The sequence below is a fragment of the Halomonas sp. McD50-4 genome (assembly GCF_022348135.1).
Classification (GTDB): Bacteria; Pseudomonadota; Gammaproteobacteria; order Pseudomonadales; family Halomonadaceae; genus Vreelandella; species Vreelandella piezotolerans.
Window position 1 is genome coordinate 53,910 of sequence record NZ_JAKRFG010000017.1, and the last position, 21,733, is coordinate 75,642.

The following is a 21,733-nucleotide window of genomic DNA, read 5'->3' on the forward strand; positions in this document are numbered from 1 at the left end:
AGCATAGGGGAAGGTTGTGCATTGCGGCAATACGCTTTTAGCGCCAATAAAAAAACGGGCCGATCAACGGCCCGTTCTTAGCGCGTCAGTTGGCTTACGCCAGCTGTACCGGAATGGCGTTACTGGTATGGCTGACGTGGTTACCTTCCTGTAGATACACCAGCGCGGGCTGGTGGTTGTCGAGCTCGGCCTCTGAGTAATGGGCGTAGCTGCAGATGATGATGCGATGTCCCGGCGCGGCCAGGTGGGCCGCGGCGCCGTTGATCGAAATCAAGCGCGAGCCCTCTTCGCCACGAATGGCGTAGGTAGTGAAGCGCTCGCCGTTCTCGACATTGTAAATCTGGATCTGTTCGTTTTCGCGGATACCGGCCATGTCCAGCAGGTCGCCGTCGATGGCGCACGAGCCTTCGTAATTGAGAACGGCGTGGGTAACGCGGGCCATGTGCAGCTTGGCTTTGAGCATGATGGTGTGCATGGGAACTCCTGAGTAACGAGCAAGCCTTGCAGGCTAGCGACGAGCAGCGCTGGGTAGCTGCACGCTGAGATTGTCGATGAGACGCGCAGGGCCAAGCTTGGCAGCGGCCAGTAGCACGGCGTGGCGCGTGGTATCGGTGACAGGGCCGAGGGCGGCATCCCGTAGTTCGAGGTAATCTGGCGTAAAGCCGGCATCATACAGCGCCGCTTTGCCCCGTTGTAGTACCTTTTCGATGGATTCACCTTGCGCCAGTGCGTTGCGCAGTTCGCACAGCGTTTTGTAGAGCGTTGGCGCCGTGGCGCGCTCCTGGGCGCTGAGATAGCCGTTGCGCGACGAGAGCGCCAATCCATCATCGGCGCGTACGATCGGCACGCCGATGATCTCGATGGGCATGTGCAGATCAGCCACCAGCTTACGAATTACCGCAAGCTGCTGATAATCCTTTTCACCAAAGCAGGCAATGTCCGGCTGCACTAGGTTGAACAACATGCTGACCACGGTGGAGACGCCGTCAAAGTGGCCGGGGCGTGAGCCGCCGCAGAGCCCTTCGCCGACCACGGGCACGTGAACGCGGGTCTGGGCCTCCAAGCCGTTGGGATAAAGGGCGCTCACCGTAGGCGCAAACAGCAGGTCACACCCTGCTTCGGTGAGGTGGTGCTGGTCGGCGTCGAACGTCCGTGGATAAGCGTCCAGATCTTCGCCGGGGCCGAACTGCATCGGGTTGACGAACAGGCTAGCGACGACCACGTCGGCGTGCTGGCGGGCGGTGGCGACCAGCGCTAGATGGCCCGCGTGAAGATTGCCCATGGTCGGCACCAGCGCAATACGCTGGCCCTTTTGGCGAGCGTCACGCAGCGTGGCGCGAAGCTCGGATATATCTCGCAAAGTGCGCATAGAGAAGTCGCTGTCGCTCACTGAAAAACGGTTACTTAAAAACAGTGCTCTGGGGCGGGGAAGGCGCGGCGCTTGACGGCGTCATGGTACTGCTCGAAGGCGCCCTGGATGGAGCTGGCCTCCGCCATGAAGTTTTTCACGAAGCGCGGCGTACGGCCGTGCGTGACCCCCAGCACGTCGTGCATGACGAGAATCTGTCCGTCGGTGTCTGGGCCTGCGCCGATCCCAATGACCGGTACGTCTAGCGCTTCGGTCACCGCTTTGCCCAAACTAGCGGGCACGCACTCCAGCAAAATCACCGAGGCGCCGGCGTCCACTAGCACTTTGGCATCGTGAATGATTTGCTCGGCTTGCGCCGCTTCGCGGCCTTGTACCTTATAGCCGCCCAGTTGATAGACGGTTTGCGGCGTCAGACCCAGGTGGGCACACACCGGCACGCCGCGGCGAGTCAGTTCGCGAATGCCATCGGCCATCCATGCTTCGCCCTCTACCTTGACCAATTCCGCACCTGCTCGCATCAGCGCTGCGCCATCTTCCAAGAGGCGCTCCGTGGTGGCATTGCTCATGAACGGTAGGTCGACCATCAGCAGGCTGTGGCCTTTGCCGCGTGCAGCACAGCGGGTGTGGTAACAAATGTCATCGATGGTCACGGGCAAGGTGCTGCTGTGCCCCTGTAACACCATCCCAAGGGAGTCGCCTACCAGCAGGACATCGATACCCGCCGCGCTAGCAGCATGGGCAAAGGAGGCATCGTAAGCAGTCAGGCAGCTGAACGTTTCACCGGCGCGTTTATACGCCTGCAGGGTGCTCAGGGTGACGGTTTTCATGGCGTGCTCTCATTCAAACGTGATGGGGCCGATGCGGCGAGTGCGCTCGAGGCGCCTGCGCTCTGCTCGGCCATTATTATCGCAGCGTCCCTGCCTGCGCGATGTGGCGTAACCGGCAATTGTTACCTGATTGGGGGCGTGGTGTCGAGATTTGTGTCAGATGGTAGCAGTGGCGGTGACATCGGTAGCACTTAAGTGCCGAATATCGCTCGTATTGAGGCGCGATAGCCACGTTTCGAGCGGTTGCTGGTGCAGCGTGATGGGCTGCTGAAGCGCCGTGGAGACCTCTGCCAGCGGTACGAGTACGAAAGCGCGGGCGTGCATCTGCTCATGAGGTACGGTCAAGCGGGGGTGCTGCAGGGTATGTTTTCCGTAAAGCAGCACATCTAGGTCTAGCGTGCGTGGCCCCCAGTGGCGTAGCCGCCGACGCCGATGGCGCTGCTCCAGCGCCTGTAGCTGGTCGAGGAGCGCCAGCGGCGACAGGTGGGTCTCTAGGCAGGCGACGGCATTGATGAAGTCCGGCTGATCTTGTGGGCCGATGGGCGCCGTGGCGTAGAGCGATGACTTGGCCACTCGTCGCGATAGTGGCAAGGTGTCCAATTCCTGGAGCGCCCGCTCCACCTGCTCGATGGGGGTCTCTAAATTGCTGCCGAGGCCGATATAGCAACGCACGGCGCTATTCACTGTTGGCCCTCCGCGATTTGCGGCGTTTTTTACGACGGCGGTCGCCTTGGCTGGCCGGATCGCTGCCGACCTTCTGCAGGAGTCGGCGCTGCTCGTGATCGTCGCCTTTCTGGAACGACTCCCACCAGTCACCCAAGCCGCGGGGAATTTCGCCCGCCTGCTCGCGTAGCATCAGTAGATCGAAGGCAGCGCGAAAGCGCGGATGCTCTCGGGTTTGGAACGCGCGCTTGCCCCGTCGCATTGGCAGCCGTGCCTGAAGCTCCCAAATTTCGCGCATGGGAATCCCAAAACGCTTGGGAATGGAGGTGTGCTGGAGCTGGCGCGATACGACCTGCTGAGCCGCGGTTTGCAGGGCGGGCACGGCAGGCATGCCCTCACGCTCGAGCTCGGCCTGGCGGTGAACGACCGGCGCCCATAGAAACGCTGCCAGCAAAAACGCGGGCGTGACGGGGCGGTCTTCGGCGATACGCTTGTCGGTATTGGCGAGTGCCTGCTCAATGAGCTCCTCTGCCCAAGCGGCGTCGGCCATGGCCTCTTCGGCTTCCGGGAAGAGCATGCCAAACAGGTTGTAGTGGCTCAACAGGCGGAAAGTGATCAGCCCGTGGCCCGACATGAAGAGTTTGAGCACCTCATCGAACAGGCGAGCCGGCGGAATTTGCAGCAGCAGAGGCGCAAGATCGTACATGGGCGCTTCGGTGGCGGGCTCGATAGTGAAGTCGAGCTTGGCCGCAAAGCGCACCGCGCGCAGCATCCGTACCGGATCTTCACGGTAGCGGGTGGCGGGGTCGCCGATCAGGCGCAGCGTGCGCGATTCGATATCTCGCGCTCCGTTGGCAAAGTCGTGGATCGTGAAGTCGGCAATATTGTAGTAGAGCGCATTGACGGTGAAGTCGCGGCGCAGTGCGTCCTCTTCGATATTGCCCCATACGTTGTCCCGCAGCAGCAAGCCATCGTCCGATTGGTGAGCGATATGGTCGCCGTGCTCGTCCTGAGGTTTGCCGCGGAATGTCGTTACCTCGATGACTTCGCGGCCAAAGCGTACATGCACGATGCGAAAGCGGCGGCCAATCAGGCGTGAGTTGCGAAATAGATCGCGCACCTGCTCGGGTGTAGCGTTGGTGGCCACATCGAAGTCTTTCGGCATTTTGCCCAGCAGCGCGTCGCGAATGCAGCCACCCACGAGATAGGCATCGAACCCGGCGCCGTTGAGACGATAAAGCACCTTGAGCGCGGCTTCACTGATTTGCTTGCGAGAAACGGGGTGCTCGGAGCGCGGAATGATACGAGGGCTGGGCGCATCTGAGGCGCTCTCAGGGGAATCGAGCAGGGATTTCAAGTGCTCTCCCGGACTGTGTAATAAACGGGTAAATCCTTTAAACATGCGGCGATGTCGACTCGCAGTGTATCGAAAACGGTTTCGAAAAACGTGACCGTATGGAGGACGGTAAAGGGTTGAGTGTATCCGACCCCCTGGGGCTTGCAAAGAGCGGTTTGCAATGAGCCGTCGAACCTGACGTCAATGTCACCCGTAAAAGCGGAAAGGGGAGGCTACGTGAGCCTCCCCTATAAAGCAGACAATCAGCATCCATGCTGCTGTTTTTATTCATGATGGCACATCGCCCTGAATACGCACCGCAGTCGGCAGGCGTAAAGAACCACTCTGATTCCGACCGCCTCGTATTCAAAACAATAATCCAACCGCGAACTTTTCTCTCCCGGCGAGTTGTTATTGGCTCCGGGGGTGTACACCTATGCTGCTATTGTTGTTGTTCGGGTGCAGACCTTGTGTACGTCGCGTCCTTATTTGGGCACTTGCTGTGTATTGTTATTGTTTGCTGCGCGTTTGCTTGGCTCCGCTAGGTAACCCTGTGCTGCGCGTGCAAGTCATGAGACTCAAGCCTGTTGTTCTTGTTCGTGCCGTTATCTCTACCTGGCCTTGTTGTTTTTGTTTTGGCTCAGGTCGGGGCGGTGTCATGTTGTTTTTATTAGTGACTAACCGCGCTGCCCAGTTTGTTCTTCTTGCCTAGTAATATTGCACTCGCCGTGCCACTCATTTAATACTTTATGAATTTCAGTAGTTTGGCGATTTTCGAGTGGGTCAGGGAACTATTGGGAAGGGAAAGTGTTACCCGTTTTGGCGGCAATTTTGCGCAGCGTTGTGTGGGAAGGTAACAGTGCTCGGGTAACGAATTCCGGATATTTCTTAATCAAATCAATCTATTGGACGTTGGTATTACGCCAAACGTCTAACGGCGTGCGGTCTTTTTCCGAGGGATCCCCAGTCTTTGGCGTCGTTCCCATAAGTTCTTGCGGCTAATGCCGAGTTTTTGCGCCAGTTCGGTTTCGCTCATTTGATCCTGATGTTCCAACACGAAGTGCTGAAAATAGTCTTCCAACGACAGGTCCTCCTCATCGACGGGGGCAACTGCCTCGCTAGGCGAGGAGCTGGTGGCAGGTGGCTGGGAGCGGTGGGTAACTGGACCAAGTCCCAAATCATCAGGGTGAATCAGGTGGCCTTCGGCAAGAATTACGCCGCGCTCCAGCGCATTTTCCAGCTCGCGCACGTTACCGGGCCAGGGATAGTCGCGTAGGTCTTGGCGGGCCGCTCTGGAGAGCCGTAGCCCTGGGCGTTCGTGGCGCTTGCAAGCCTTCTCTAGCAGGATATCGGCGATTTTGAGTACGTCGTCTTCGCGCTCGCGCAGCGGTGGCAGGGCAATCTGCATCACGTTCAATCGATAGTACAAATCAAGCCGGAACTCGCCGCTTTTGGAAAGCGCGCGCAGATCACGGTGAGTGGCGGCAATCAAGCGAACGTCCACATGGCGGGTTTCCACGGAGCCAATTTTGCGGATCTCGCCCTCTTGCAGTACGCGTAGCAGCCTCGCTTGGGCATCCAGGGGCAGCTCGCCAATTTCATCGAGAAAGAGCGTACCGCCGTCGGCAGCTTCGACCAAGCCGGTGCGTGCAGCGCTGGCACCGGTAAAGGCGCCTTTTTCGTGACCAAACAACTCGGATTCGATCAGCGTTTCGGGGATCGCCGCGCAGTTGACGCAAATCAGCGGCGCTTTGGCACGCTTGCTCTGTTGGTGAATGGCGCGCGCGACTAGCTCTTTGCCGGTGCCAGACTCGCCTTGAATCAGCACGGTGACGTCTGCAGGGGCGGTTTTACGAATACGCGTATACACCTCTTGCATGGCAGTGCAGTCACCGATCATGGTTTGGCGGCCTCCGCCCTCATCGGTGACATCTGGCGGCGTACCCTGCTGCATCGACTGCTTGTGCAAAATTCGCTCGACGGTTTCCAGAAGCTCAGTGTGGTCGAAGGGCTTGGCGACATAGTCGACCGCGCCCTGCTTGAGGGCATCGACCGCCGAACGCATGCTGGCGTAGCTCGTCATGATCAAAACGGGAGCGGGGGCGGCGAGTTCGATGAGCGTTGTACCCGGCTCTCCAGGCAGGCGCAGGTCGCTGATGATGAGATCAAAGTCGCTGAGCGGCTGAGCGCGGGCCTCTTCGGCGCTGGCCGCTTCGCTGACGTGATAGTCATGGCGCTCCAGTAGGCGCTTTAGCGCGCTGCGAATAATCGCTTCATCTTCAACAATCAGTATCCTGGGCATGGGGCAAGTGATCATCCTGTTGGTAAAGCGGTAGCCAAAGCGTGATGGCCGTGCCGCGAGGCTTTCCGGGAGGGGGCGACGCCACCTCTATTTTGCCGTGGTGCTCATTGATGATTTGATACGCCAACGATAGCCCAAGTCCAGTACCTTCACCCGCGGGTTTAGTGGTGGTGAACGGTTCGAACAGGCGGTGTTTGACGCTGGGATCAATTCCATGGCCATCATCGACGACTCGCCACCAGGCGTGGCTGGCCTGGGTGCCTGCCTCTATGTGCACCGTTCCCTCGGGAGAGCAAGCATCTTTGGCATTGCTCAGTAAATTTACCATGACTTGCGTAAGGCGCTGAGCATCGCCGCGCACCACAATGTCATTTGGGCAGCGGTTGGTAAAGGTGACATCCTCCCCTGAGCGGGCTAAATGGATCAAGTGCAGGGCGTCGTCGCTGACCGCGGTGAGCGACACCCGGGCGGCGGGAAGCGGTCGCTCCGGTCGTCCGCCATGGGCAAAACCGACGAGGGAATTGACGATTTTAGTCACCCGCTGAGTGAGCTGCTGGATCTGGTCGGCGGTTTCCAAAAGCGCCGGGTCGTCGGTGTCGTAGCGCAGATTTTGCGCCAGCGATGAAATGCCGGTGATCGGGTTGCCAATCTCGTGGGCGACCCCGGCGGCAAGCTGGCCAATGGAGGCGAGTCGCGCGGCGTGCACCAGCTCCTCCTCCAGCCACTTCATCTCGGTGTGATCCTCCACCAGAATGACGCTGCCGCCGCGACTGTCGTGGCCGCTAAGCACCGCTTTGTGCAGCGTCAAAAAGTAGTCTTTACCGTGCAGCGTGACCGCCTGTTTGTACAGCGGCGTTTGGCTGGCAGTCAGCACGCTGCCCAGCAGCGTGGGCCAGGGCGGCGGCAGGCTGTCTCGCCGAGAGCCGATGACGCTATCGCCGCTGATACCCGAGAGCTGCGAGAGCGCTTGGTTCCACATCAGAAGCTCGTCGTCGTCGCCCAGCACGCACAGCCCCACCGGCAGGTAGGCCAGGGTCTGGCGGTGGTGGCGGCGAAGGCCATCCAGTTCGCGGGCAAGCCCGGTCAGTCGCGAACGGTAGGCTTCCAAGCGGCTTTCGACGAAATGGATGTCGTCGGTCACAGGGGCGTCATCGTGACGGTAGGGCAGATAGCGGTCGACGATGTCCCGCGCCACCGAGGGGCCCATCAGGCCCGACAGGTTGGCCTGAATGCGGTCGCGTAAACGGCGCAGGGCATAGGGGCGTCGCTCTTGCGGGGTCAGGTTGAGCGCTTTCAACGCGCGGTCCACTTCTCGGCTGGCGGCTTCGTCGCCCAGCGCTTGGGCCAAGTGGGCGGAAAAATCCCCTGCCGTGGCGGCTTCCAGCGGCAGGCGTTTGGAGCGGATGACCGCATCCACCGAGCAGGCTTCCGCCGCCGAGCGCTCGCCCTCCGAAATGCGCGTAAATAGCGACACCACGATCAGCAGCACGATATTCACCGCTAGCGAGATGAGGGTGGCGTTGTACCATACGGGGGCATCGGCGGGCATCAGAAGGCTGAATGGCAGCGCGGGGAGGGCGATATCGAACAGCAGTGGCAGCCACAGCCCCCATAGCCAGACGCCGATGCCTCCGATGAGACCGGCAATCATGCCTTTGCGATTGGCTCCTGGCCAATAGAGCAGCGCCAGCAGGCCCGGCAAACACTGGGCCATGCCCACGAATGCGGCCAACCCTAGGTTCGTGAGCGAGTGATAGCGCCCGACGCTTTCGGCAAACAGCCAGCCACCGACAATGACGGCCCCGACCAGTGCCCGGCGTAGCCACAGCAGCCAGCCGTAGAGGTCACTACGCGCCTCTGGCGGACGGGCGACCAGTACGATGTGATTCAACACCATGCCAGAGAGCGCGAGCGCAATCATCATCATCGTGCCGCTGGCGGCCGCCAGGCCCCCTATGAACGCCAGCGCGCCGACCCACCAATGCTCGGTCATTAGGTACGCCGCATAGGCGGCAAGCGGCACGCTCTCGTTGGCCGACTGCGCGGCCCATAAAATGAGCGGCACCGGTAGCGCCATCAGTAGCAAAAAGAGCGGCAAGGTCCAGCTCGCCTGCAGTAAGGTGTGGCGAGAGAGGCTTTCGGCAAAGGTGATTTGGAAGAGGTGCGGCATCATGAAGGCCGCCGCGAAAAACAGCAGCAGAAACGTGCGCCACTGGGGGGCTTCGAGCTGAGGCGTAGCCGCTTGGAGCGCCGCACCGGGGCCTTCCAGCCAGCGCTGTAAATCCTGTGGTCCATCAAACACCCACCAGAGTGCAATGGCACCGAGCCCGAGCATGGCCAGCAGTTTGACCACCGATTCGAAGGCGATCACGCTGAGCAGCGTGTCGTGGCGGTGCCGATGGTGATGGCGCGCGCCAAACAGCACGGCGCAGCCTGCAATGACCCCACAAAACAGCAGCGCGACGGCGGCGCTATAGCGGCTGCCGGTGAGCAGCTGCACGGCATCGCTCAAGGTTTGCACCTGTATGCCCAGCAGCGGCAGTACGGCAAGCAGACTCAATAGCGTCACCAGCGTGCCTGCCCAGCGGGAGCGGTAGCGAAAGGCGAACAGATCTGCCAGCGAGGAGAGTTGGTAGGTGCGGGTGATGCGCTGAATCGGTACCAGCAGCACGGGGGCGAGCAAAAAGGCCCCCGCTGGCCCCAGGTAGTAAGCGAGGTAGCCGAATCCAGCATTCGCGGCTAATTCGATGCTGCCGTAGATGGCCCAGGCACTGGCGTATACGCCAAGCGCCAAGGTGTACACCATCGGGTGGCGAGTAATGCGCACCGGTACCCAGCCCCGCTCGACGGCCAAACCGCAGCCAAACAGCAGCCCGAGATAGCCAAGCCCCAGTAATACGACGCTTATTAACTCAGCGTTCATCCAGTTTCCTTTTCTGCTCGAGCCAGAGCGTCAGAGCTATCAACACTCCCCAGATGGCAAACGGGCGGTACCAGGCAACGCTCGGGTCAGCCCAGCCATCCATGAACAGCGGGGAAAGCAGATACCCGCCAAAGACGAGAAATAGCATGATGCGGTAGACGTACATCTTACGGCTCCGGTGGGGCAGAGCGGTGGGGCTGCGGTGCCAAATGTGCCACTGACCAGTGATTGATGGCCCATCGTAACTGGACCTCGGGGGGCTCCTCGACGAGCGCTGGCGGTGGCGCCTGATCGAGCAGCTGCAGCGCTTGAAACAGCTGGCGACGAATCCCGCGGCTCTCCTCGGCCAAGGCAGGGGCGAGGTTTTGCTTGGAGAGCTTTTGGCCGCCCGCCGTGACCACCAGCGGCAGATGCAGATAGCGCGGCGTAGGCACCTGTAGCGCTGCTTGTAACTGCTGCTGCCAAGGCGTGTTATCCAGCAAGTCGACTCCCCGTACGATGTCGGTGATGCCCTGATGGGCGTCGTCCACGACCACCGCGAGCTGATAGGCCCATAATTGATCTTTGCGCTTCAACACGACATCGCCCAGGTCGGCGGGGTCGAAGTGCTGCTCGCCGAACAGTCGGTCGTTCCAACCGACGGGGCGTTGGGCGAGGTCGCTTCGCAACCGCCAGGCGACTGGCTGGCTGGCATCGCACACGCCGTCTCGGCACCAGCCGGGGTAGATGTCGAAGGCCTGCCACTGCTTGCGTGAGCAGCTGCAGGGGTACGCCAGCCCCCGATCGATGAGCTGCTCAAGCGCGTGTTGATAGGCGTCATGACGCTGGCGTTGCCACATGACGTCCTCATCCCATGTCAGGCCAAAAGCCTCCAGCTGGCGCAAAATGGTGCTGTCCGCGCCCTCGGGGCAGCGCGGCGGGTCGATGTCTTCGATACGTACCAGCCACTGGCCCCCCGCAGCGCGGGCATCCAAATAGCTGCCGAGCGCGGCCACCAGCGAGCCAAGATGCAGGGGCCCGGAGGGGGTAGGGGCGAAGCGTCCTCGGTAGTGAGCGGTGGCGGTCATGGCAATCCGTGCGTGAAAACGGTAAAGCAGTAAGTAGAGAACAAGATGACAAACAAAAACGGGCACCTCAAGGGTGCCCGCTGTCGACCATCTTAGCAGGATGGCAGGGTGCTCAACCGCCCAGCTGTTTCTCTTTTAGCTCGGCCAAGGTTTTGCAGTCGACGCACAGTGTGGCCGTGGGCCGTGCTTCCAGGCGGCGAATACCGATTTCCACGCCGCAGGCTTCGCAAAAACCGTAGTCGTCATCATCGATCTTTTCGATGGTTTCGTTGATTTTCTTCAGCAGCTTGCGCTCGCGGTCCCGGGTACGCAGTTCCAGGCTAAAGCCCTCTTCCTGCGTGGCGCGGTCAGCGGGGTCGGCATAGTTGTTAGCATCTTCCTGCAGGTGGCGTACGGTACGATCCACCTCTTCCATGAGGTCCTGTTTCCAGTCCAGAAGCAGCTGGCGGAAGTGCGCGAGCTGCTTCTCGTTCATATACTCTTCACCCGGTGCCGGCTCATACGGTGTGAAGGACTTGGACGCTTCCGGTTTCTTTTCCGCTACTGGCATGGGAGTGCCCCTTACGTATGTGACTGCTGATCGACCATGAGCGTGTGCCACGATCTCACGCCAAAGGGATGCTTGTTTAGCTGAAAATTGCGCGCGATGCAAGCATAATAGTGCGCTTTCGACCATGGTCCCACATCTTGTACGACCTGCGTCATGGTTTAACTACTGCTAGGTGAAGGAGCCGTTATGGCCTGGAATTCGCGTGTCGATCACGTTGCGCCTTTTCGCGTAATGCACTTATTGGAAATGGCTCAGGCGCGTGAAGCGGCAGGCCATGACGTGATTCACCTGGAAGTGGGCGAACCGGATTTCGCAACGCCCGCCCCGATCGTCGCCGCCGGGCAGCAGGCGCTGGCCAGCGGCAGAACACGCTACACCCCCGCCGCCGGTTTAGCGTCGCTGCGCGAGGCCATTGCCGGGCACTACGCCGAGCACTTCAACGCCACGGTTGACCCCGCCCGTATTCTGGTCACCCCCGGTGCGTCTGGCGCACTGCTGCTGGCCAGCCAGCTGCTTGTCGAAAATGGTGATCGAGTGCTAATGGCTGACCCAAACTATCCGTGTAACCGCCACTTCATGGCGCTGGCAGGGGCCGAGGTCGACGCCGTGTCGGTAGGGCGTGATAGCGGCTGGCAGCTCACCGCACCGCTGATCGAGCAGCACTGGCAGGCCAAGACGCGTATAGCCATGCTGGCAAGCCCCTCCAACCCGACCGGGCATACGCTGGATGCCCCGGCGCTCGCCAAGGTGATCGACACCGTGGCTGCCAAGGGTGGCGACGTCATCGTCGACGAGATCTACCAGGGGCTGAATTACGATGACGCGCCGCTGTCGGCCACGTCATTGTCAGATGACGCTTTTGTGGTGAACAGCTTCTCCAAGTACTTCGGCATGACCGGCTGGCGCTTGGGTTGGCTGGTGGCGCCAGAGCAGGCCGTCGAGCCGCTGACCCGGCTGGCGCAAAACGTCTTTCTCGCCGCACCGACGCCCTCCCAGCACGCGGCGCTGGCGGCGTTTACTCCCGAGTGCCGGGATATTCTGGAAACCCGTCGCGCTACTCTCAAACAGCGTCGCCAAGTACTACTGGATGGCTTGGCCGAGCTAGGGTTAGCGCCGGATTTGCCGCCTCAGGGGGCGTTCTATCTCTGGCTGGATATCTCCCGCTACAGCCGTGACAGCCAAGCCTTCTGCGAGCGCCTGCTCGTGGAGGAGAATGTCGCCATCACCCCGGGGATCGATTTTGCCGTACAGGGCGGCGAGCATCATGTGCGCATCGCCTTCACTAACGACGTGGCACGGCTGCAGGAGGCCGTAGTGCGCATTGCGCGCTTCGTGAGCCGCTTATGATGACCTATCCCTCACTGGTGTCCGGCACGCTGCTGCGGCGCTACAAGCGCTTTCTAGCCGATGTACGCCTGGACAGCGGGGAGGACGTGGTGGCCCACTGCCCGAATACGGGCTCGATGAAGGCGGTCAACGTACCCGGCTGCCGGGTATGGCTCTCGCCTAGCGACAACCCCAAACGCAAGCTGGCCTGGACCTGGGAGTGGATTGCACTGCCTCAGCCTGAGGGGGGGACGGCGCTGGCATCGGTGCATACGGGGCGCGCAAACCGCTGGGTTGAAAGTGCCATCACGGCGGGGGATATCCCGCCGCTGGCGGACTATCGAACGTTAAAGCGTGAAGTGAAGGTCGGCGAAGCGCGGCTCGATTTTCGTTTGGATGACCCTGAGAAGGGCGCCGCCTACGTGGAGGTCAAACAGGTCACGCTGAAAGAGGCGGATGGGCACGGCTACTTTCCCGACTCCGTGAGCGCACGGGGCACCAAACATTTAGCCACGCTGGCGGCGCTTGCCCAGCAGGGCGAGCGGGCGGTGCTGCTATTCTGCGTGGCGCACGAGGGGATTGCGGACGTGGCACCGGCGGCGCATATCGACGCCACCTACGCGGCGGCGCTCAGTGATGCGGTGCAAGCGGGGGTCGAAGTACTGGCGTATGGCGTGACGATGACGTGGCAGCAAAGCGTACCGATAGCGGCCCGCCTGACGCGGGCACTACCGGTACGGGTTTAGCGCTCGATATAGAAACGCTGAATGAAGCTCACCGGCTCGGAATTTTCATTGCGGTCGTAGCGCACGTCGAGATGGAAGCGCATTGGCTCGTCGTGGCGCAGTGTAAACGTGGCAAGGTGGTAGGTGGCATCGCCATCGTGCACGGTGCGAAAACTGAGCGGTTCGCGGGTGTCGGTCAAGTCGCTCACATAGCCGCCCACGCTGGCATTCACCGGTCGCGTGGTGCCATCCGGCTGGCGCTCGCGCACGCTGACGTTGACCAGGCCGTGCCCGATACTGCGCTGGATGCTGTTCGCCTGCGCCACTTCTGGCGTTAGAAAGCGCGTTTCGATGGCGTTGTAATGGATCTCGTAGTCGCCCACTTGCACCATTTGCTCTGCCGCTGCCTGGGTGGCGCTGAGCAGCGTGCCAAGTAGCACCATCAACAGTGGAAAGCGTCGCAGTGTTGCGATAGCCATAGCGTGTCTCCTCTCATGGGTGAGGTAAAGGCCGTCTTAGGCGCGTCGGCGTACCCGGAAAATGGCGATTTCACCAAACAGGTTAGGCCACCACTTCGAGGTCCAGTGCCCCTTGTGGTCGCCCACTCCTACGGCACGGTCGACGATCACCAACCCTTTCTCTTTACATAGGTGCTCGAAGTCGTTGAACGTCGAGAGGTGAATGTTAGGGGTGTCGTACCACGCGTGGGGCAGCGATTTCGATACCGGCATATAGCCGCGCAGCCCCAGGTGAATGCGGTGACGCCAGTAGGCGAAGTTGGGGAAGGTGATGATCCCCTCCTCGGCGACCCGCAGCATTTCATCGAGCATCTTATCCGGGCGGCGCAGCGCCTGCAGCGCCTGGGTCATGATCACCTGATCGTAGCTATTGTCGCAGAAGCTACCCAGGCCGTCGTCCAGGTTGTGCTCGATGACGTTGACGCCGCGCGCCACGCACTGGGTAATGCCGTCCGGGTCGATCTCCAACCCGTAACCCGTCACGCCTTTCTCTTTAGCCAACCGCTCTAGCAGGACGCCGTCGCCGCAGGCGAGGTCAAGGACGTGTGCGTCTTGGGGAACCCAGTCGTAAATCAGTTCGAGATCTGTGCGCATTAGCGTGTTTCCTCCGCGTCGGCGGCATCGAGGTGCTGCTCTCGAGCGACGCGGCCCATGAAGGCACTGAACAGCGCTTGATAGCGCGGCTCGGGCAGTAAGAAGGCATCGTGCCCGTGGGGCGACTCGATATTGGCGTAGCTGACTGATTTACCCGCGCGGGTAAGGGCGTCCACTAGCTCTCGAGAGCGCGACGGCGGGAAGCGCCAATCGGTGGTAAAGCTGACGATCAAAAAAGGACACTGCGCCGGAGCCAGGGCGCAGGCGAGATCGCCGTCGCAGCTGGCCGCCGGGTCGAAGTAGTCCAGCGCTTTAGTCATCAGCAGGTAGGTGTTGGCATCGAAGGCGGTCGAGAAAGTGTCGCCCTGGTAGCGCAAGTACGACTCCACCTGAAACTCGACGTCGAAGCCAAAGTTCAAGTCGTCGCTGCGCAGGTCACGGCCAAACTTGCTGCCCATGGCGTCTTCGGAAAGATAGGTGATATGACCTACCATGCGGGCCAGTTTCAGTCCTCGCTTGGGCACGGTGTCGTGCTCGGCGTACCAGCCGTCGAAGAACTCGGGATCCGAGCGAATCGCCTGCCGGGCGACCTCGTTGAAGGCGATGTTTTGCGCCGACAGGCGGGGTGTGGCGGCGATGACGACGGCATTGGCAACGCGTTCGGGGTAAGTGATCGTCCACTGCAGCACCTGCATACCGCCCAAACTGCCCCCCACGGCCGCGGCCCAGCGCTCGATGCCCAAGTGGTCGGCGAGTCGTGCTTGGCTAGTGACCCAGTCACTCACCGTCACTACGGGGAAGTCGGGTCCCCACTGACGGCCGGTATCCGGGTTATGGCTTACCGGGCCGGTACTGCCGTGGCAGCCGCCCAGGTTGTTCAGCGACACCACGAAAAAGCGGTTGGTGTCGATGGATTTGCCTGGACCGATATGGGCATCCCACCAGCCGGGTTTGCGGTCTTCGGCGGTGTGGTAGCCTGCCGCGTGGTGGTGCCCCGATAGCGCGTGGCAAATCAGCACCGCATTCGAGCGTTCGGCGTTCAGCGTGCCGTAGGTCTCATAGATCAGTTCGTACTCCGATAGCGTCTTGCCGCAGGCAAGCGGCAGCGGCGTATCGAATTTCACCACCTGGGGCGTTACGAGGCCAACGGAGTCCGCTGGCCGGTCGTCATAAGCAAGAGTGTCTGAATCAGGCATCGAAAGCACTAGTCCTGCAAAAATAGGTCACTGCCAAAAGTGAGCTCGGGCCGTTAGTCGAGTCGATAGGGCCGTTATAGCCCTACGAGGGCACCCGAGATGCCTGCTGCGCGAATCAGTGAACCCACGACGATGCCGTCCACCAGGTTGATGGCGATGAAGACGACGATCGGCGAGAGGTCGATCATGCCCAGCGGCGGAATTACCTTCCTCACCGGTGCCATGATCGGCTCGACCAGTTGCATCACCAGCAGCGCGCCGGGGTGGCTCGCATTCGGGGCGACCCAGCTTAGGATGATCATCACGATCATGGCAAAGAAGTAGATCTTCAAAATGGCGTTGGCCAGCGCGGCGACACCCGCAATCAGCAGCCCTGCAATGGGCGGCATGCCTACGCCGATCACCATGAAGATGGCGATCATACTGAAGACTTTCAGCACGAAACCGGCCGCCAGGGTGGCTAGGTCAAAGCGACCGGCGACCGGCCCTAAAAAGCCTTGAAACAGCCCCACGACAGGCTGGGTGATTTTGACCACCGACTGGCTGAGCGGGTTGTAGTAATCCGCCCGCGATGCCTGCAGCAAAAAGCGCAGCATCAACAGAAACAGATAAATATTGATCAGCGAGTTCACCAGCATTAACCCGGCGCTGCCTAATTGACTTCCCATTGCGGCTTCTCCTCGAAAATAGCGTTTGGCATCGTTCACGGCCTATTGGCGGCGTGCGACTCAGGCGTTACCGCTTAGCTCTTTGGACATGGCGTCGGCGCGCTCGGCGCAGGCGTTCATAGCGTCGGCGATGATCGTGCGCAGATGCGCCTCTTCCATATGATGAATGGCGCGCTCGGTGGTGCCGCCCGGTGACATGACGTTCTGTTTCAGCGTGGCCGGGTCTTTGTCACTGCGCTGGGCCATGGTGGAGGCGCCCAAGGCGGTTTGAATGGCCAAGCGGCGAGCGGTATCGGCAGGCAGGCCGAGCTTCACGGCGGCCTCTTCCATGGCTTCGAACATCAAAAAGAAGTAAGCCGGTGCGCTGCCGGACACGGCGGTCACGGCGTCCAGCAAGCGCTCTTCGTCGACCCATTCGACGATGCCAACGGCTTCCATCAGCTGCGTGGCCAGCGTGCGCTGGGCGTCGCTGACCGCCGCGTTGGCGTACAGGCCGCTAGCACCAATGCCGACTAGCGAAGGGGTATTGGGCATGCAGCGCACCAGGGCGTTGCCGCCCCCCAGCCACTGATCGATGGTGTCGGCATCCAAGCCGGCGGCAATGGAGATCACCAGCGGCGCCTGCTGTTGAACGCTGTCGCGTAGCGCTTCGCAAACGCCGCGCATGATCTGCGGTTTGACCGCTAGAACGACCACGTCCGCCCCGCTGACGGCGGCGCTATTGTCGGTGTGGGTATGAATACCCAGGCGCGCTTTCAGCGGAGCCAGTTCGCTGTCGTTGGGGGCCGTGGCGGTGATGTCGCTGGGTGAGACACCGCTTTCGATCAGGCCGCCGATAATGGCGCTGGCCATGTTGCCCGCGCCAATGAAGGTGATCTTGCTCGCCATGGGGGTATCCTTTTTCGCAAATGGCTGCGTCGTGCAGCGTGTGTAATAAGCCGTGTGTTGTTCGAGCCGCCGTTAGCCCCGTGCGCCAAAAATGGCGGTGCCTAAACGTACCAGCGTGGCGCCCTCTAAAACAGCCGCTTCCAAATCGTCACTCATGCCCATCGATAGCGTATCCAGCGGTGCGTCGGGCAGTGCCGCTTTGAGCTCATCCAATAGCTGGCGCAGCGCTGCCAGCGGCTGGCGCTGTGCCTCTAGCGTCGCCGCTGGGGCGGGAATCGCCATCAGCCCGCGCAGGGCTAAGCCGGGTAGCGCGGCAATGTCTCGAGCCAAAGCCAAGGCATCTTCCGGCAGCACGCCGGACTTCGTGGCCTCGCGGCTAATGTTGACCTGCAGGCAGACGTTCAGCGGCGGTAGCGCTGCTGGGCGCTGTTCGCTCAAACGTTTGGCAATTTTCAAACGATCTACGCTGTGTACCCAGGCAAACTGCTCGGCCACGGCACGGGTCTTGTTCGATTGCAGCGGGCCGATGAAGTGCCACACAATGCCGTCAAGATCCTTGAGCGCCGCCTGTTTATCCAGCGCTTCTTGCAGGTAGTTTTCACCAAACTCGCGCTGGCCGTGCTGCCACGCTTCGCGCAGCATGTCGGCGGGCTTGGTCTTGCTCACCGCTAAAAGAGTAGCGCTGGTGGGCGAGCGCCCTGCTTCTTCAAGCGCTCGTCGCAGGCGTTCACGCGCAGAGGCCAGTGACTCGGAGAGCGCGTTGTCTGTCATACTCAAGCACCTTACCGCAGCTGGGAAAGAGAGATGGATATTACCGAACTGCTGGCATTCTCGGCAAAGCAGAATGCGTCCGACCTGCACCTTTCGGCGGGATTGCCGCCCATGATACGTGTTGATGGCGATATTCGTCGGCTTAATGTGCCCGCCATGGAGAACGACGACGTGCGGCGGCTGATCTACGACATCATGAACGATCGGCAGCGCCGTGACTACGAAGAGCACCTAGAAGCGGACTTTTCCTTCGAAGTGCCGGGCGTGGCGCGCTTTAGGGTCAATGCCTTCAACCAGGCACGCGGGGCAGGGGCCGTCTTTCGTACCATTCCCAACAAGGTGCTTTCCATGGACGCCTTGGGCATGGGAGAGGTGTTCCAACGCCTGTCGATGCTGCCCAGGGGCTTGGTGCTAGTGACCGGGCCGACGGGGTCGGGCAAAAGCACGACCCTGGCGGCAATGATCGACTACATCAACGATCACCGCTTCGAGCATATCCTGACCATCGAAGACCCGGTGGAGTTTGTGCACACCAGCAAGCGCTGCCTGATCAACCAGCGGGAGGTTCATCGCGATACCCATAGCTTTTCGGGGGCGTTACGTAGCGCGCTGCGCGAAGATCCGGACGTGATTTTGGTCGGCGAGCTTCGTGATCTCGAAACGATCCGCCTGGCGCTGACCGCGGCTGAAACGGGACACTTGGTATTTGGGACGCTGCACACCACCTCTGCGGCGAAAACCATTGACAGGATCATCGATGTGTTTCCCGGCGATGAGAAATCCATGGTGCGCTCGATGCTCTCCGAATCGCTCCAGGCGGTCGTTTCGCAAACGTTGCTGAAACGCCAGGGTGGCGGACGCGTGGCAGCCCACGAGATCCTGATCGCCACGTCGGCGGTTCGTAATCTGATCCGTGAAGATAAAGTGGCACAGATCTACTCGGCCATTCAGACTGGCGGCGCCCTGGGGATGCAGACACTCAATGCGTCGCTCGCCAAGTTGGTCAAGGAGGGCGTGGTGAGTATGGACGACGCCCAGGCACGCGCAAAAGGCACGCTGACGTTAAAAGACGAGTAACCGCAGCGGGAGGGTAGTGCGATGGGTGAGCTACCCAGCGGTGCACCGATAAATGTGTAGGCGCCGCTAGGGAGCGTAAATGCCGCCGAGCACCCTCGGGCCGCTAGCGCCAGTCACGGAAGGCAAATTGCCGGGTAACCCGTGAAGCCGCTGATGGGCGAGCCAGGCAAAGGCTCCTGCTTCGATCCAATCTTCCGGCCAGCCCAGCGTGGCGGGGGAGAGCAGCGTCACCTTGGGTAGATGCGCTGCTAACCTTTCCATCAAATAGGCATTATGAGCACCGCCGCCACCCACCAGCAGCGTGGCGCTGGACTGGCTTAGCGGCAGTTGGGCCACCCCTTGCGCAACGCTCACCGCCGTCAGTTCGGCCAGCGTTGCCTGGACGTCGCTTGGAGCTTCGTTGCCGGTGAGGTGGTCGTTCAACCACGCTAAGTGAAATAGCTCGCGTCCAGTACTGCGTGGCGGCGGCTGGTGAAAAAAGGGTTCTTTAAGCAGGCGGGCGAGCAGCGATTGGTCGACCTGACCGCTGGCCGCCCACGTGCCGTTCTCATCGAATCGTCCAGTGTGATGCTTGGCAAACCAGGCATCGAGCAGCACGTTAGCCGGTCCAGTATCGAAGCCCACCACGGCGCGCTCTTGATCCTGGGGGAGCCAGGTGAGATTGGCAAAGCCGCCCAGGTTGAGCACGAGCTTTTCGCCTGGCCGCTGCCCAAATAGCGCTTGGTGGAAAGCGGGTGCTAAAGGCGCTGCTTGTCCACCAGCGGCGAGATCCCGTCGGCGAAAGTCGGCGACGACCGTGCATCCCGTCAATTCGGCTAGCAGGCTTGGGTTATCCAGCTGCAGCGTATAGGCCGGGCCGCCCTGATGGCCTTGGGGCACGTGCTCTATCGTCTGACCGTGGCTGCCAATCGCCGTAATCTGAGCCGCGGCGAGCCCTTGGTTCGTTAATAGTGCCGTGACGGCCTGGGCCTGGAGGCGGCAAAAAGCATCCTCGGCGGCGGCCAGCTCGGCAAAGCTCGCGGAGGGTGTGTGGCATAGGTGCAAGAGCTGCGTATGCAGCCTATCGGGCATGGCAACGGCGGCCGTGGCTATGAGTATGGGCGGCGTGCCGGGAGTGAGTGACACCAAGGCGGCATCGATGCCGTCCAAGCTTGTGCCTGACATGAGCCCGATATAGTAGGCCGTCGATGTGGCGGTAGAGGTTTTCATCATGCGTGTCGTCCAAAACGGGAGGAAGGCTCAACCAAGGCGGTGGAGCGTGATAACATCGCCCACTATCGATCATTTAAACGCCTTTAACGGCACATAGTACATGGAGAGAGGCAATGAGTGAGGTGGATCAGGCGTTAGCGCTGCTGTCGCGGGGGACGCATGAAATCCTGGTAGAAGACGAGCTGCGCAAAAAGCTCGCGTCCGGTCGTAAACTGCGTATCAAGGCAGGGTTCGATCCGACGGCACCTGATCTGCACCTGGGGCACAGCGTACTGCTGACCAAAATGCGCCAGTTCCAAGAGCTTGGCCACACCGTCATCTTTTTGATTGGTGACTTCACTGGCCGCATTGGCGATCCGACCGGTAAAAACGTCACTCGTAAGCCATTGACGGAAGCGGATGTCAAAGCGAACGCGGAAACCTACAAAGAGCAGGTGTTCAAGATCCTCGATCCGGAAAAGACCGAGGTGCGCTTCAACGCCGAATGGTTTGGCGAGCTAAGTGCCGCCAAGATGATCGAGCTGGCCGCGCAAAGCACCGTCGCCCGGATGCTGGAGCGCGACGACTTTGAAAAGCGCTATAAAGCCAACCAATCCATCGCCATTCATGAATTCCTCTATCCGCTCGTACAGGGTTACGACTCGGTCGCACTGGAGGCCGACGTGGAGTTGGGCGGTACCGACCAGAAATTCAATCTGCTCATGGGGCGCGAGATTCAGAAGCACTTCGGGCAAGAGCCCCAGGTGGTCATTACCATGCCGCTGCTGGAAGGTTTGGACGGCGTGCAGAAAATGTCAAAGTCGCTTCGCAACTACGTCGGCGTGGATGAAGCACCGGGCTCCATGTTCAATAAACTGGTCTCCATGCCCGACAGCTTGATGTGGCGTTACTTCGAACTGCTCTCGCTCAAATCGAACGAAGAGCTCGACGCGCTAAAGCAAAGTGTCGAGCAGGGCGCCAACCCGCGCGATGTGAAAATGGAACTGGCCCGCGAGCTGATCGCCCGCTATCACGGCGACGAGGCAGCGGCCAATGCGCACAAGTCGGCGGGTAACCAGCTGGCCGACGGTGAGCTGCCGGAAGATCTGCCGGAAGTGAAGGTAGACTTCGAAGGCAGCGAGCAAGCGCCCATCGCCGCTGTTCTGAATCGCTCCGGCCTGACAAAGAACAGTGCCCAGGCCAAGGACATGCTGAAAAATGGCAGCGTCAAGGTCGATGGCGAGGTCGTTGCTCAGGACACCATGCTGGCCACCTGTAAGGTGTACGTCATCCAGGCAGGCAAGAAACGTTACGCCCGTGTGACGCTTGCTTGAACTTTTTGAAAACTTTTTCACATTAGCCCTTGCCAACCCGGCATCGAATCCGTAAAGTACGCATCCGCTGCCGGGGACGCCCAGCGTTACCAGCGGTGATGAGGTTGGAAAACCTCTTGTTTGTCAGGAAGTTAGAGTTCTGTGGTAGGTTGGTCAGATCGCTCGCTTCGCCCGCTGAAAACAGCGGTTGACAAACACCACGGAATGCGTATAATACGCCTTCCTCGCTGAGGCAACACGGGTCAGGTCATCGAGCCCGCCGCAGCGATATTAAGAAAGTTGCTCTTTAACAATTTGATCAGGTAATTCATGTGGGCGCTTGCCGATGAGGGTGATAAATCACCTATTATCAAGGCAAGCGACTCGTCAAACAGGCTTCGGCCTAATGAATGAATTCGTTTGACCCTT

21 protein-coding genes are annotated in these 21,733 nt (G+C 60.5%); 4 read left to right on the forward strand and 17 right to left on the reverse strand.

The features are described from left to right. Window positions 1-94 precede the first annotated feature (94 nt). The 10 genes from panD to dksA all read right to left on the reverse strand — a co-directional run bounded on the left by panD (window position 95) and on the right by dksA (window position 11,037). Complete coding sequence (gene panD / locus MHM85_RS16760; RefSeq protein ID WP_027337660.1) at window positions 95-475, reverse strand: aspartate 1-decarboxylase; 381 nt, start codon at window positions 473-475, stop codon at window positions 95-97. A gap of 33 nt (window positions 476-508) precedes the next feature. Further along, window positions 509-1,369, reverse strand: coding sequence for a pantoate--beta-alanine ligase (gene panC / locus MHM85_RS16765; RefSeq protein ID WP_139527980.1), 861 nt, complete (start codon window positions 1,367-1,369; stop codon window positions 509-511). Between the two features lie 35 nt (window positions 1,370-1,404). Beyond that, the gene (gene panB / locus MHM85_RS16770; RefSeq protein ID WP_139527981.1) at window positions 1,405-2,196 is read right to left on the reverse strand and encodes a 3-methyl-2-oxobutanoate hydroxymethyltransferase; all 792 of its coding nucleotides are present in this window, start codon (window positions 2,194-2,196) and stop codon (window positions 1,405-1,407) included. A gap of 156 nt (window positions 2,197-2,352) precedes the next feature. Further along, window positions 2,353-2,880: a 2-amino-4-hydroxy-6-hydroxymethyldihydropteridine diphosphokinase gene (gene folK / locus MHM85_RS16775; RefSeq protein WP_239286467.1), complete on the reverse strand. Its 528-nt coding sequence runs from the start codon at window positions 2,878-2,880 to the stop codon at window positions 2,353-2,355. Next, window positions 2,873-4,261, reverse strand: coding sequence for a polynucleotide adenylyltransferase PcnB (gene pcnB / locus MHM85_RS16780; protein WP_239286466.1), 1,389 nt, complete (start codon window positions 4,259-4,261; stop codon window positions 2,873-2,875). The genes folK and pcnB overlap by 8 nt, the downstream gene beginning before the upstream one ends. Window positions 4,262-5,126: 865 nt before the next feature. After that, entirely contained in the window at window positions 5,127-6,497 is a 1,371-nt protein-coding gene (locus tag MHM85_RS16785; protein WP_219862542.1) for a sigma-54 dependent transcriptional regulator, read from the reverse strand. After that, entirely contained in the window at window positions 6,475-9,420 is a 2,946-nt protein-coding gene (locus MHM85_RS16790; RefSeq protein ID WP_219862544.1) for an ATP-binding protein, read from the reverse strand. The genes MHM85_RS16785 and MHM85_RS16790 overlap by 23 nt, the downstream gene beginning before the upstream one ends. Beyond that, window positions 9,410-9,586, reverse strand: a complete 177-nt coding sequence (locus MHM85_RS16795; protein WP_167520868.1) for a hypothetical protein — start codon at window positions 9,584-9,586, stop codon at window positions 9,410-9,412. The genes MHM85_RS16790 and MHM85_RS16795 overlap by 11 nt, the downstream gene beginning before the upstream one ends. 1 nt (window position 9,587) lies before the next feature. Further along, window positions 9,588-10,487 carry a tRNA glutamyl-Q(34) synthetase GluQRS gene (gene gluQRS / locus MHM85_RS16800; protein ID WP_219862546.1) on the reverse strand — a complete coding sequence of 300 codons (900 nt, stop codon included), beginning with the start codon at window positions 10,485-10,487 and terminating at the stop codon, window positions 9,588-9,590. Window positions 10,488-10,599: 112 nt separating this feature from the next. Next, entirely contained in the window at window positions 10,600-11,037 is a 438-nt protein-coding gene (gene dksA / locus MHM85_RS16805; protein WP_139527987.1) for an RNA polymerase-binding protein DksA, read from the reverse strand. Window positions 11,038-11,223: 186 nt separating this feature from the next. Between dksA and MHM85_RS16810 the strand changes: the two genes are divergently transcribed. Both MHM85_RS16810 and sfsA read left to right on the forward strand, forming a co-directional pair. Beyond that, window positions 11,224-12,384: an aminotransferase class I/II-fold pyridoxal phosphate-dependent enzyme gene (locus MHM85_RS16810; protein ID WP_239286465.1), complete on the forward strand. Its 1,161-nt coding sequence runs from the start codon at window positions 11,224-11,226 to the stop codon at window positions 12,382-12,384. After that, complete coding sequence (gene sfsA, locus MHM85_RS16815) at window positions 12,381-13,109, forward strand: DNA/RNA nuclease SfsA (RefSeq protein WP_139527989.1); 729 nt, start codon at window positions 12,381-12,383, stop codon at window positions 13,107-13,109. Before MHM85_RS16810 ends, sfsA begins: the two co-directional genes overlap by 4 nt. Here the strand turns inward: sfsA and MHM85_RS16820 are convergent. The 6 genes from MHM85_RS16820 to MHM85_RS16845 all read right to left on the reverse strand — a co-directional run bounded on the left by MHM85_RS16820 (window position 13,106) and on the right by MHM85_RS16845 (window position 17,723). Then, window positions 13,106-13,567 carry a DUF4426 domain-containing protein gene (locus tag MHM85_RS16820; RefSeq protein WP_139527990.1) on the reverse strand — a complete coding sequence of 154 codons (462 nt, stop codon included), beginning with the start codon at window positions 13,565-13,567 and terminating at the stop codon, window positions 13,106-13,108. The genes sfsA and MHM85_RS16820 overlap by 4 nt on opposite strands. 36 nt (window positions 13,568-13,603) lie before the next feature. Next, on the reverse strand, window positions 13,604-14,200 hold the full coding sequence (metW, locus tag MHM85_RS16825) for a methionine biosynthesis protein MetW (RefSeq protein ID WP_139527991.1): 597 nt from the start codon (window positions 14,198-14,200) through the stop codon (window positions 13,604-13,606). Beyond that, window positions 14,200-15,396: a homoserine O-acetyltransferase gene (locus MHM85_RS16830; RefSeq protein WP_139527992.1), complete on the reverse strand. Its 1,197-nt coding sequence runs from the start codon at window positions 15,394-15,396 to the stop codon at window positions 14,200-14,202. Before MHM85_RS16830 ends, metW begins: the two co-directional genes overlap by 1 nt. A gap of 74 nt (window positions 15,397-15,470) precedes the next feature. Then, window positions 15,471-16,064, reverse strand: coding sequence for a YggT family protein (locus MHM85_RS16835; RefSeq protein ID WP_219862550.1), 594 nt, complete (start codon window positions 16,062-16,064; stop codon window positions 15,471-15,473). A gap of 60 nt (window positions 16,065-16,124) precedes the next feature. Continuing rightward, the gene (gene proC / locus MHM85_RS16840) at window positions 16,125-16,952 is read right to left on the reverse strand and encodes a pyrroline-5-carboxylate reductase (RefSeq protein ID WP_219862553.1); all 828 of its coding nucleotides are present in this window, start codon (window positions 16,950-16,952) and stop codon (window positions 16,125-16,127) included. Between the two features lie 72 nt (window positions 16,953-17,024). Continuing rightward, window positions 17,025-17,723: a YggS family pyridoxal phosphate-dependent enzyme gene (locus MHM85_RS16845; protein ID WP_153843141.1), complete on the reverse strand. Its 699-nt coding sequence runs from the start codon at window positions 17,721-17,723 to the stop codon at window positions 17,025-17,027. Between the two features lie 33 nt (window positions 17,724-17,756). On the opposite strand from MHM85_RS16845, the gene MHM85_RS16850 reads away from it, so the two are divergent. Then, on the forward strand, window positions 17,757-18,800 hold the full coding sequence (locus MHM85_RS16850) for a type IV pilus twitching motility protein PilT (RefSeq protein WP_153843140.1): 1,044 nt from the start codon (window positions 17,757-17,759) through the stop codon (window positions 18,798-18,800). 66 nt (window positions 18,801-18,866) lie between these two features. On the opposite strand, the gene MHM85_RS16855 is transcribed toward MHM85_RS16850, so the two are convergent. Continuing rightward, entirely contained in the window at window positions 18,867-20,009 is a 1,143-nt protein-coding gene (locus tag MHM85_RS16855; RefSeq protein ID WP_219863797.1) for an anhydro-N-acetylmuramic acid kinase, read from the reverse strand. 116 nt (window positions 20,010-20,125) lie between these two features. Between MHM85_RS16855 and tyrS the strand changes: the two genes are divergently transcribed. Further along, window positions 20,126-21,325, forward strand: coding sequence for a tyrosine--tRNA ligase (gene tyrS / locus MHM85_RS16860; RefSeq protein WP_219862555.1), 1,200 nt, complete (start codon window positions 20,126-20,128; stop codon window positions 21,323-21,325). Window positions 21,326-21,733: the final 408 nt, after the last annotated feature.

Coding starts and splice junctions, on each gene's coding strand:
- MHM85_RS16855 (WP_219863797.1), bottom strand. CDS start 20,009: ATGAAAACCTCTACCGCCACATCGACGGCCTACTATATCGGGCTCATG.
- panC (WP_139527980.1), bottom strand. CDS start 1,369: ATGCGCACTTTGCGAGATATATCCGAGCTTCGCGCCACGCTGCGTGAC.
- MHM85_RS16830 (WP_139527992.1), bottom strand. CDS start 15,396: ATGCCTGATTCAGACACTCTTGCTTATGACGACCGGCCAGCGGACTCC.
- panB (WP_139527981.1), bottom strand. CDS start 2,196: ATGAAAACCGTCACCCTGAGCACCCTGCAGGCGTATAAACGCGCCGGT.
- pcnB (WP_239286466.1), bottom strand. CDS start 4,261: ATGTTTAAAGGATTTACCCGTTTATTACACAGTCCGGGAGAGCACTTG.
- MHM85_RS16835 (WP_219862550.1), bottom strand. CDS start 16,064: ATGGGAAGTCAATTAGGCAGCGCCGGGTTAATGCTGGTGAACTCGCTG.
- MHM85_RS16845 (WP_153843141.1), bottom strand. CDS start 17,723: ATGACAGACAACGCGCTCTCCGAGTCACTGGCCTCTGCGCGTGAACGC.
- MHM85_RS16810 (WP_239286465.1), top strand. CDS start 11,224: ATGGCCTGGAATTCGCGTGTCGATCACGTTGCGCCTTTTCGCGTAATG.
- MHM85_RS16820 (WP_139527990.1), bottom strand. CDS start 13,567: ATGGCTATCGCAACACTGCGACGCTTTCCACTGTTGATGGTGCTACTT.
- MHM85_RS16785 (WP_219862542.1), bottom strand. CDS start 6,497: ATGCCCAGGATACTGATTGTTGAAGATGAAGCGATTATTCGCAGCGCG.
- tyrS (WP_219862555.1), top strand. CDS start 20,126: ATGAGTGAGGTGGATCAGGCGTTAGCGCTGCTGTCGCGGGGGACGCAT.
- proC (WP_219862553.1), bottom strand. CDS start 16,952: ATGGCGAGCAAGATCACCTTCATTGGCGCGGGCAACATGGCCAGCGCC.
- MHM85_RS16795 (WP_167520868.1), bottom strand. CDS start 9,586: ATGTACGTCTACCGCATCATGCTATTTCTCGTCTTTGGCGGGTATCTG.
- panD (WP_027337660.1), bottom strand. CDS start 475: ATGCACACCATCATGCTCAAAGCCAAGCTGCACATGGCCCGCGTTACC.
- gluQRS (WP_219862546.1), bottom strand. CDS start 10,487: ATGACCGCCACCGCTCACTACCGAGGACGCTTCGCCCCTACCCCCTCC.
- metW (WP_139527991.1), bottom strand. CDS start 14,200: ATGCGCACAGATCTCGAACTGATTTACGACTGGGTTCCCCAAGACGCA.
- dksA (WP_139527987.1), bottom strand. CDS start 11,037: ATGCCAGTAGCGGAAAAGAAACCGGAAGCGTCCAAGTCCTTCACACCG.
- MHM85_RS16850 (WP_153843140.1), top strand. CDS start 17,757: ATGGATATTACCGAACTGCTGGCATTCTCGGCAAAGCAGAATGCGTCC.
- sfsA (WP_139527989.1), top strand. CDS start 12,381: ATGATGACCTATCCCTCACTGGTGTCCGGCACGCTGCTGCGGCGCTAC.
- MHM85_RS16790 (WP_219862544.1), bottom strand. CDS start 9,420: ATGAACGCTGAGTTAATAAGCGTCGTATTACTGGGGCTTGGCTATCTC.